Origin of the sequence: Alicyclobacillus contaminans DSM 17975 (genome assembly GCF_000429525.1) — a bacterium.
Lineage (GTDB): Bacteria > Bacillota > Bacilli > Alicyclobacillales > Alicyclobacillaceae > Alicyclobacillus_A > Alicyclobacillus_A contaminans.
The window spans coordinates 1-9,480 of the sequence record NZ_AUCA01000068.1; the positions used below are offsets into that span (position 1 = coordinate 1).

11 protein-coding genes and 1 pseudogene are annotated in these 9,480 nt (G+C 53.9%); 6 read left to right on the plus strand and 6 right to left on the minus strand.

The genetic code is table 11. The annotated features are described in order from the left end of the window. Together G463_RS23350 and G463_RS0116215 are read right to left on the minus strand one after the other, a co-directional pair. The coding region (locus tag G463_RS23350) for a helix-turn-helix domain-containing protein (protein WP_035487823.1) at nt 1-290 on the minus strand (290 nt) is incomplete at its 3' end. A gap of 228 nt (nt 291-518) precedes the next feature. Further along, a complete protein-coding gene (locus G463_RS0116215; protein ID WP_026975989.1) occupies nt 519-1,502 on the minus strand; it encodes a glycosyltransferase family protein in 984 nt (327 codons plus the stop codon). 168 nt (nt 1,503-1,670) lie between these two features. Here G463_RS0116215 and G463_RS0116220 point away from each other — a divergent pair, with 168 nt between their 5' ends. The 6 genes and pseudogenes from G463_RS0116220 to G463_RS0116240 all read left to right on the plus strand — a co-directional run bounded on the left by G463_RS0116220 (nt 1,671) and on the right by G463_RS0116240 (nt 6,541). Further along, the gene (locus G463_RS0116220; protein ID WP_026975990.1) at nt 1,671-2,657 is read left to right on the plus strand and encodes a DUF4855 domain-containing protein; all 987 of its coding nucleotides are present in this window, start codon (nt 1,671-1,673) and stop codon (nt 2,655-2,657) included. Nucleotides 2,658-2,997: 340 nt separating this feature from the next. After that, a complete protein-coding gene (locus G463_RS0116225; protein ID WP_026975991.1) occupies nt 2,998-3,249 on the plus strand; it encodes a hypothetical protein in 252 nt (83 codons plus the stop codon). Between the two features lie 294 nt (nt 3,250-3,543). Beyond that, nucleotides 3,544-4,320: a COG4705 family protein gene (locus G463_RS0116230; protein WP_026975992.1), complete on the plus strand. Its 777-nt coding sequence runs from the start codon at nt 3,544-3,546 to the stop codon at nt 4,318-4,320. A gap of 409 nt (nt 4,321-4,729) precedes the next feature. Then, nucleotides 4,730-4,879: pseudogene (locus G463_RS23700) on the plus strand (CoA transferase); the annotation flags it as partial. Then, nucleotides 4,851-5,012 (plus strand): hypothetical protein, encoded by a 162-nt coding sequence (locus G463_RS24125; protein ID WP_425387078.1) that lies wholly within the window; start codon nt 4,851-4,853, stop codon nt 5,010-5,012. The pseudogene G463_RS23700 and the gene G463_RS24125, both read left to right, overlap by 29 nt. 146 nt (nt 5,013-5,158) lie before the next feature. Next, entirely contained in the window at nt 5,159-6,541 is a 1,383-nt protein-coding gene (locus tag G463_RS0116240; RefSeq protein ID WP_026975994.1) for an MFS transporter, read from the plus strand. Between the two features lie 96 nt (nt 6,542-6,637). On the opposite strand, the gene G463_RS0116245 is transcribed toward G463_RS0116240, so the two are convergent. The 4 genes from G463_RS0116245 to G463_RS21015 form a co-directional block, all read right to left on the minus strand. Then, nucleotides 6,638-6,829 carry a phospholipase D-like domain-containing protein gene (locus G463_RS0116245; RefSeq protein WP_026975995.1) on the minus strand — a complete coding sequence of 64 codons (192 nt, stop codon included), beginning with the start codon at nt 6,827-6,829 and terminating at the stop codon, nt 6,638-6,640. 97 nt (nt 6,830-6,926) lie between these two features. Then, nucleotides 6,927-8,165, minus strand: a complete 1,239-nt coding sequence (locus tag G463_RS0116250; protein ID WP_026975996.1) for an MDR family MFS transporter — start codon at nt 8,163-8,165, stop codon at nt 6,927-6,929. 251 nt (nt 8,166-8,416) lie between these two features. Continuing rightward, entirely contained in the window at nt 8,417-8,881 is a 465-nt protein-coding gene (locus G463_RS0116255) for a hypothetical protein (protein ID WP_026975997.1), read from the minus strand. A gap of 346 nt (nt 8,882-9,227) precedes the next feature. Then, nucleotides 9,228-9,480 (minus strand): integrase core domain-containing protein (locus tag G463_RS21015; protein WP_026975629.1); only part of this gene is annotated, 253 nt, incomplete at its 5' end.

Consider the following 9,480-nt stretch of genomic DNA (forward strand, 5'->3'; position numbering starts at 1 on the left):
ATAATTTCTGCCTCTTTTTCCTTGCTGATCTGTTTCGGACGGCCGGGTTTTGGAACATCCTTCAGTCCGTCCAAGCGCAGTTCGGCAAACCGAGTGCGCCACAAAGCGATGGTTACACCGGTTCCAAGACCGGCTTTAACCATTTGTTGATTGGTCCATCCATCCGCCGCTCGGAGCACAATTTGCGCCCTGCGGACCAGTTTCTGTGGAGTGGAAGGGGAACGGACCCATTGTTCCAATTGGTCACGTTCATCATCAGTGAGTGTAATTTCAATGGCTCGTTTGCCCATGCCATGATATTACCACAATGGTAAACACCACTGTATATTTATTTTAGACTCGTGACACTAGGATAGATGCCTAATTGGGGCTGTGACGGGGCAGTTGCATGGCTTGGCCCAGTCCAGAGGGTCTCCGCCGGTGTTCGTCTGGGTGGCTTGGCATGTCTTACGTGTGCCCGTTTCACCATGGTCACCGTAACATCCGGCGGGAAGGCGGTGTGTCGGAGGGGTGAGGATTTACAGTGATCTATAGATTTCCGCCAATTGTTTGGCAACGCGGTCAACAGAGTGAAACTGTTCCGCAAAGGCGCGACTTCGCACGCCGATGTTGCGGCGCAACTCCCCATCCTGCAAGAGGGGAAGCAGTACATCGTCCAAGGTCTCCGGTGTTGCCACGACAATCGGAAAATCTGCGGGCAGATGCGCTCTCACATCATCACGCACGTATGCCACGACCACTTTTCCAAGTGCCATAGCTTCTACACTGAGCATTCCGTAGGTCCCACAAAGCAGTTGGTCAACGATGATGTCGCCGCCTGCGTACAACTCCATTGCCCTCGCGTGGGAGACATGCTCAATGACTTGATATTTGAAGTTTGCCAACGGCTTGAGCCGTTCCATGGCCTGCTCCACATATTTGCTGCCTTTAAATTCACGATTGGTCGGAGCATGAAGAACCACTGGAACCGTGCGCTCTGGGTCAGGATAAGATGGCATAATCTGCTCGGTGTTACAAACCAGAGGCAATACATGCACATTCGGGTAGTAGTCCTTCACATGTGGATACAGCTCATAATCCTGTACGATGGCGGTCGAGATATATTTAGACAGGAAGCGCAGGTGCCGGTCGATTTCCTCATCAGGAAAGTAACTATCTGGAAGCTCGTAACGATTCAGTTGGCGCGTGCGCCACTTCGTTCGGACATCGCTTCCCCAATGATGCATCACCATCTTTTTGCCCATGGATTGCAGGGCTGGCAGTTCCATATGTCCAACGGTGAGCGTGTCTCCGTTGTGGAAATGCAATACATCCGCCCTTTTCGTGAGATCGTGTCCGAAGTGGGCCAATTCAAACGAATCCGTATTGATGATGTTTTCATTGTACTGAAGATAAGATTGATACCAGTTGTAGCCCGACGCTCCAATCCCCAAAGAACGAAGTCCCCCGCATAGTAATCCGATTTGGCCAGCAATCTCCGTCGGAGCATGCAAAACGAACACCTCAACGCCCTCCTCTACATCGATTCGCCATATCATAGCAACGATTGTCTCATGGTGTTCGGGCCGATGACCAAGGACGCTGACAGGCATCATGTGGATAAGTATCCAGTTCGGACGGATGGTTGCACACATACCATGCTCTCAAAAGGGCACGGAGGGGGTTCTCCAGTGAACTATGCATATCTTTCTGGGCACGAACTTGGGATTGAAGAGCATATTGTCGTTTTGCCTTGTGGTGGCAAACGGGTATGGAATGCGCGGCGGTTGAAACCAGCGCTCGAATTCACTCTGCCAGACGGTAGCAGCTTTGACCGTATGTTTCGATCGTTTATCTTCATGTGTGTTGCCATTGGCAAGCGGTCTATGCACCCCTTGGCGAATCCGTTTGGCGAAATCGCCAATCAGAGCACCTGGCAATCATGGATGGATGAATTATACACTTCCGATAGAAATCTGGATGCTCTCCATCACGCCGCGAGTCAACCTGTGGACGTATGGATCTCTCTGCCGTACCCTCGACGCGGCCAGTTGAACTTCGGAGAAATCCACGGCAGAACGCTGAATTTTGCCGATGATGAAGATCGCCTGGAGGCCCTGTATTGGTGGATGGATGCGTTTCTTCAGCGCTGGGAAGAGTCGAAGCACCTGCACGATAAACTGGTATTCCGGGGCTTTGTGTGGCTTAGAGAAATGATTCTGCCGGAGGAAGACGGGCAGCTTGTCGCCCGTGTGAATCAGGGGATTCATGCGCGGAACCAGCTTGCTTTCTGGCTCCCAAACTATGGATCCTATTCCGTCTGGGAATGGCGCAACTTTGGCTTTGACGTGGCAGCCTTAAATCCCGATTATTATGGCTCTGGGCCGTATGGACGCGAGTGGATAGAGTGGACGGGAATGGCTGCCCGCACCTACAACATGGGAATACAGATTCCATGCGGGCGTGGCTTGTTCTACGACGACACACATTTGATTGACTATTTTAACCTTGGTTTACCCAAGTACAGCGGCTACATGATAGATTCTGTGGTGGTATACCGATTTACCAACTATTCCATTCGCACCATGTACAGAAAGGACTTTGAAAGTTACCGCCGTCTTTATACGTTTGTGAGAGGAATTTACCGAGAGACTCATTACCCTGATAGGGACTACTGACGGAGTGGAGCGCCACGGGGCGTTCTACCATCGCGACGACATCGATGATGAGGGCCGCATATCTGCGGCTGTCCAAGCACCGCTGCATTTACTCAGCCGGCCGTTTCCTTGTGGCTGCAATGAACCGCCGGCTGACGGCACTCTTACTTGTTTCAGAGGACTCTATGGTTCCTCGAAATGCTCCGTGACGGATAACATACAGACGAGAATTGTTGTAACCTATGAATGGCAGGGAAGATATTCAGCATATTTTCGTTAATCCAACCGATATTTCGTCATTCACTTTACACAATCTTCTCGTTCTGGGGCGGCAATCCGATCCAGAACGAGGGTACGGGATATGGTCTCGGCATTGGATGAGTCCGGTGAAACGAAGGAGTACACGATGCGCCGAACGGATAAGGAACGTATGAGATGGTACATCGATCACCGAATTGAATATCTCACGAATCAGCTGGAGTCTTACAAACGGAAACTCGAGCAAGCGGTTGAGGGGGCTTCGTTCAACTACGACGTCTTGAAATCCTACCTCGAAATTCGCGGGCGGATCCGCGAATTGAGAAATCTCCAAGATCACATGGAGACATGGTGATACGCGGGAGCACAAAGCGCTCCCACCCGACACTCGTTGTAGGTCGCAACCCGTTCTTCCGCGAACAGCCGCGATATGAGGTCGGGATGCAACATTCTAAGCTCGGATGATCATGGGTCGAAGGCATCGCGAAGCATCTGGCTTCTCAGCCAACTCTAATCCCAACTCCACAATTCCTTAACACAGATCATCTACCATATATAGCGACCTTGCACGAAGACGTCCACCTCGGCGTGGACGTCTCAATCTGTTTCCAGCTAGCGTACATTTCAGGGATGGAGGACAATCTGAACGGTGAATCAACCAGACAAACTGCTTGCGAAGGTGCCGAAAGTCACGGTGTACTTTTGGATTGCGAAAATATTGACCACTGGCATGGGGGAAGTGTTTTCTGACTTTCTGGCGACGCACATGAATCCGTTCGTGGCCGTGGCGCTTGGCGGAGTCGGCCTCATCGTTGCGTTCGTGCTGCAGTTCGCCGTTCGTCGATACGTGACGTGGATCTACTGGTTTGTTGTCGTCATGGTCAGCATATTTGGAACCATGGCGGCAGATGCTGCCCACGTTGTGCTCGGCGTCCCCTATGTGGCGTCCACCGCTTTCTTTGCAGTGGTTTTGGTGGTTGTATTCGCTGCCTGGTATGCGATGGAGAGAACGTTGTCCATTCACAGCATCACCACTCGGAGACGCGAAGTGTTCTACTGGGCGACTGTGTTGGCTACGTTCGCTCTCGGTACTGCGGCGGGGGACCTGACGGCAACCACCATGCATCTCGGCTATTTCTCATCCGGTGTGCTGTTTACGGTCTTGCTGCTCATCCCGGCTGTGGGCTACTGGCTGTTTCGTCTCCATGGGATTTTCGCCTTCTGGTTTGCGTACATCATGACACGACCCGTGGGGGCCTCATTCTCGGATTGGATATCGGTGCCGCATCGTCTTGGTGGGCTGGGAATGGGCAAGGGGATGGTCAGTTTCATCTTGACGTTGATGATCCTTCTCGTTGTCGGATATCTCTCCATCACCGGCAGAGATATTCAGGACAAGTACGCCATGTCCACAACGCTCCAGTAAGTGCACCGCCTGGCGCGGTGCATTCCGCGTCATTTGCCACTGACAAATCTCTAACTGACCGGATATCGGCTCTCGGACCATTGACCTGTTCGTTGTCCTGACATCACTCATAACACGGAATGACAGACGTATACCTCAATATGACCATTGAACAGGCACAGCGTCCATCCAACGAGACGCCTGCATGCAATGCGTGCGGTGGGAAGGGGGGATTATCCGGGACATCGATGGTTCTCGTCGGCATTGGATGCCCTTCATCGACCTGATGTGGTCCGGATTGCACGGCCACATCTTCACCAACCGGTTCTTGAAAGCGGTATCATGCTGTCTATTCACGTGAGTCGCCGAAGGATTCGGTTCTGCAACACCGGTGACGCGTTGACGCTCCGTTGACAAGGAGGCGGTTGACATGTTGAGTGGCCGCGACAAAAGGCCGTTGGCGGGGATTCGGGTGGTGGAACTTGGGTCCGTCGTGGCTGGGCCGTTTGCAGCGCGGGTCTTGGCTGACTTTGGGGCGGAGGTCATCAAAATTGAGCTCAAATCGGGCGATCCGCTCCGCAGACGGCCGATGGATTGCCATTGGGGCCAACACGGACCACATTTTTCTTCGATTGGCCGCAGCGATGCAGCTGCCAGACCTGCTGGAGGATGGTCGCTTTCTGTGCGCCAGTAGCCTCGGCGAGTGCCTGTGATGGATGTCTGGCGAACGCGAGCAACGTCGCCCAAGCGGTTTGTACGCAATCCGGAACCATTGGCCTCATTCCATACGCTAAAGGTGTTGAACGCGTCCTTTCTGCGGGCATTTCATTCTGAATTTTTCCAAAAGAGGTGCGTGACTGTGACGAATGTCGCCATCGCCGCTCGCTTGAACCGAATGCCCGTCGGCCGGGTGCACCGGCAAGTGACTGCCATCATCGGTATCAGTCAGTTCTTCGACCTGTTCGACATATTCTTGGCGGGTGTGTTGGGCACCGTGTTGACCAAAGAGTTTCACATCGAGGGCCCCACGCTGTCCCTGCTCATTGGTTCGGCATTCCTCGGCATGTTCCTTGGAGCCATTCTGCTGAACGGCTTGGCGGATAAAATCGGCCGACGCCGCGCCATTCTCTTCGTCCTTCTGATTTATTCGGTCTTCACGTTCATTTCCGCGTTCAGCACGTCGGTTGCGTTCCTGATTGCCGCGCGATTTTTGGCGGGCCTCGGCATTGGCGGCCTACCGCCGTTGGCGGATACGTATCTCAGTGAGATGATCCCGGCGAAAAGCCGAGGCCGAATGATCGCGTGGGCGTACACATTGGGATTCTGCGCCATGCCCGTGGAAGGGTTCTTGGCGCGGTGGTTGGTGCCAACGAACGTGGGAATGGCGGGTTGGCGGTGGCTGTTTGTCATTGGATCCCTTGGGGCCATCATCGTGTGGCTGCTTCAGCACCATCTGCCGGAATCGCCGCGCTGGCTGGAGTCGGTGGGCCGAGTGGATGAAGCCCGAGCGATTGTCGAGGACATGGAGGCGTCGGTGGGTTCCGTCGGGAAGAGTGAAGAGCACGCATCCGTATCGGTGGAACCCCGAAAAGTTCCGCTCTCCACATTGTTTCACGCCGGGTTTGCCAAACGCACCGTGATGTTGTGGGGATTTCAGATTCTCCAGACGCTCGGGTACTACGGTTTTGGAACATTGGCCCCCATTGTGCTGGCGAGCAAGGGCATCACGGTGACCAGCTCGCTCACGTATGTCACGCTTTCCTTCCTCGGCTACCCCATTGGATCTCTGCTGTCGCTGCCCATCATTGAACGGGTTCAACGCAAATGGATCATTGTTGGATCCGCCCTGTGCATGGCCGTCTTCGGCATCCTGTTTGGCATGTCGAGACTGCCGCTTTGGATCATCGTGTTCGGTTTTCTGTACACATTGTCGAGCAATATTTTTTCGAATGCGTTTCATATTTTCCAAGCGGAGATATACCCAACGGCCATTCGCGCCACGGCCGCGGGGTCCGCGTACAGCCTGAGCCGGTTGATGAGCGGCCTGATGCCGTTCATTCTGCTTCCCATCTTAAAAGTTCACGGTGCGACGGCCATGTTCTCGGTGGTGGCCTGCGCCATGGTTCTCATCATGGTGGATGTGGGTGCACTGGGACCGCGCACGTCCGGCCGTGCGCTGGAGGAGGTCAATGAGTCCCTGCTCGCCGACGCTTCGTCGACAGGGCCGTCATCGAGCGGGTGAGCCGAGTCTTTCCGTGTGCCGTCGCCCCACGTCAAGGGTCACCGCAACAAGCGGTGGCCCTTGAAGTGAACGTCCCAGCATGGATGCCGGGCGGATTTACGACCAGGCAGCAAAGTTTTTCGTATCGTTCCACATCCGGTTGAACTGCGCTTCGTAGTCAGCCGCCGTGGCACTGTCCTGCAGAATCACCAGGTTTTCATCATTGGTGGTGCTGGCGGCGTCCGAGTAGTTGTACGAACCCGCGGCCACCGCCGCTCCTATGGCCAGACTGAACACGAGTTTTTTCAAGGGTATGGTCATCTCCTGATGAACGAGGGTAGATCACTGGCTTGGCAATTTCGCCAATGTTATCAATGCGCACTTACGGATTGTTGTACAAGGCGATTCAACCAGATTCCTTGGCTGTACTGGGCTGCGGCGCCATGCGCTGCGATGGGCGAAGCTGGGTCAGTCCCACTCGGTATAGCAGCGTGCTCAACAGCACGACCACGGCGCAGAGATTCAGCATGACCGTTCCACCCCACGCGGCCATCGCAAGACCGCCCAGCCACGGGCCGAAGAACTTGCCGAGGTCCAGAACATTCTTGGTTCCGTAGTAGGCGCCACGCATCTCTTCTGGTGCAATCTTGTCGATGAACAGCGTCCCTGCGGGAAAGGAAAGGATTTCTCCCACCGTGAACACCACCATGGCAACCATGCCGACCGCCCAGTTCCGGGTGAACGCGAGACCCATCAATCCGAGCGCATAGCACAGGTTTCCGAGAAAGACGTTCAGCAACAAGGATTTCTTTTCCGCCCACCTGGAGATGGGCATCTGACCGACCACAACGACGATTGCGTTCAAGCTGATCAGCACCGAATACAGAACCAACCCGTGCATGACGTGCTGTTGAAGGTGCACCGAGACGTTGGTGTTGATTTGTTCGTACGCGGATCGGACCAGCATGCCACCCAACAGGTAGAACCACAGGACGCGGTCCGCGAGGATGACCTTCACAACATGGTGGAAAGACGTCTGTGACCTGGAGTTGGAATGGCTTTCGCCGGAAGAATGAACCTTTGCCATCATCACCTGCAGGAGCACGGTGTACACCAGAAACACCGCGCCGGAAAAGAGAAAGGCACCATCGCCGCCGGTGAGTCCGAGCCACGCGCCAAGCAGCGGGCCGACGGAGTAGCCGATGTTGGCTGCGGTGTAACGCAGGGAGAAGACGTGATAGCGCTCTTCGACCGGCGTGAGGTCGCTCATCAGAACTTGGGAGACCGGATCGAAAATGGATCTGCACGCTCCGTTCAACAGGGTCAACACAATCAGCACCGCGGGCGCGTGCGCGATGGCAAAGAGGATGAAAACCATCACCCAGATATACAGCGTGGAGAGCAGAATGGGTTTGCGGCCCAGCAGGTCCGTCAACGCGCCGGCGATGAATCCGCCAGCCATGCCCGCCACCGCGGCACCTCCCACGACGAAGCCGACCGCCGCAACGCTGAGATGGGTGTGGCGGAGGAGATAAATGGTGAGAAACGGCGTCGTCATGGAAAACGCGAGTCGGGACAGCACCGCACCGACCAGCAGTACACGCACCATCGGTGGCAACAGCGACAATTTTGCAGGGATGGACATGGATGTTCGCCTTCTTTCCTGTTGGAAAACGTGTACTCCTATCTTATCAAGGGGTTTGCAAAAGGATATATCAGGATCTCAATATCGCCATCGCGATTTTTCATAGGTTAGTATTGCGAAATGAGGACGGTACACAGGGAGAACAGGGGGCATTTCTGTGAGGAATGTCAACAGGCAGCAAAGAGGGACAGAGGCGGGCGCTCTGTCCCTCACAGGTGTCAAAGGTGCGTCCACAGGAGCCAACAGGCTCTTCATTTTTGTAATGGGACGCCCAGGATTTGAGCAACGGTGTACAAGTTGTCCCGGTTCACTTTGATGAGTTGGCCGATTTTGGCTGTGTCTTTGTTCTGGATGGCATCTTGCAACTCATCATACTTCGAGTGGATATCTTCCGCATACGCAGTGCCCTTCTTTTCTTTGAGAGGCCCGAGAATCATGGCATGAAACTCGTTGTGCAGATTGTCAGCCAACGCGGTGGCCGCTTGATAGTCGTTCTTCTTCAAGTCGTTTTCTATCGTGTTGAATCCGTTCAACTCATCCTGGAACGCTTGCGCCAATCCGGAAGTTGACTGCGTGGTGCTTGTTTGATTCCCCATCACCATATTGCCCATGCTTGTTGTGTTCGAAGACGTGCTCGTGTTGTTGGCTGTCGTGCCGCACCCAGCCAGCGCAAACAGGAGAACGATGGAAGAGATGACTCCCACCGATTTCCTCATGATATTCATCTCCTTTTCAAGACATATTTCTTTCGGATACTGATGCTCACCCATGCCCACAATCCGGTGATACTGAGGACCATCATGCATATGGCTCCCAAATCTGTGAGCCATACAAACGATGTATTGCCGATGGAACCAGAGTGAAGTCCGAAGATGAGCTTTTGTAATTTGAGTCTCTCTGCAGAAGAATAACCAATCCATGACTGGTGGTTGAGCAAGAGTCCGGTGATAGACATCATCAGGATAATCAGTGCTCCAATCGTATTGAACCCCACATTGTCAAGACAGATGGGATGGCTTTTAAGAAAGAGATGATAGATTTACAATTCAGATAAAAACCGTCTCACGCTGCGTTCTGTTGCATTTTCCAGTTTCTGAATTCCGACGGTGACCGATAACCTAGTGCGGAATGAGGTCGGTCCGTGTTGTAAAAGTGAATGTATGACTCGATCGCCGCTTTCGCCTCGGTAAAGCTGCTGTATTCTTGCAGCCAGACCTCCTCCTCCTTCAGCGACCGGAAGAATCGCTCGATGTATCCGTCAGCATCGGGGTTGTTGTAACCCGTCCGCTCGTGGTTGATTTGGCAGGCCTTCATC

Bases quoted from the DNA above. Each gene is read 5' to 3' on its own strand.
- G463_RS0116255 (WP_026975997.1), bottom strand. From the start codon at position 8,881: ATGAGGAAATCGGTGGGAGTCATCTCTTCCATCGTTCTCCTGTTTGCG.
- G463_RS0116225 (WP_026975991.1), top strand. From the start codon at position 2,998: ATGGTCTCGGCATTGGATGAGTCCGGTGAAACGAAGGAGTACACGATG.
- G463_RS0116250 (WP_026975996.1), bottom strand. From the start codon at position 8,165: ATGTCCATCCCTGCAAAATTGTCGCTGTTGCCACCGATGGTGCGTGTA.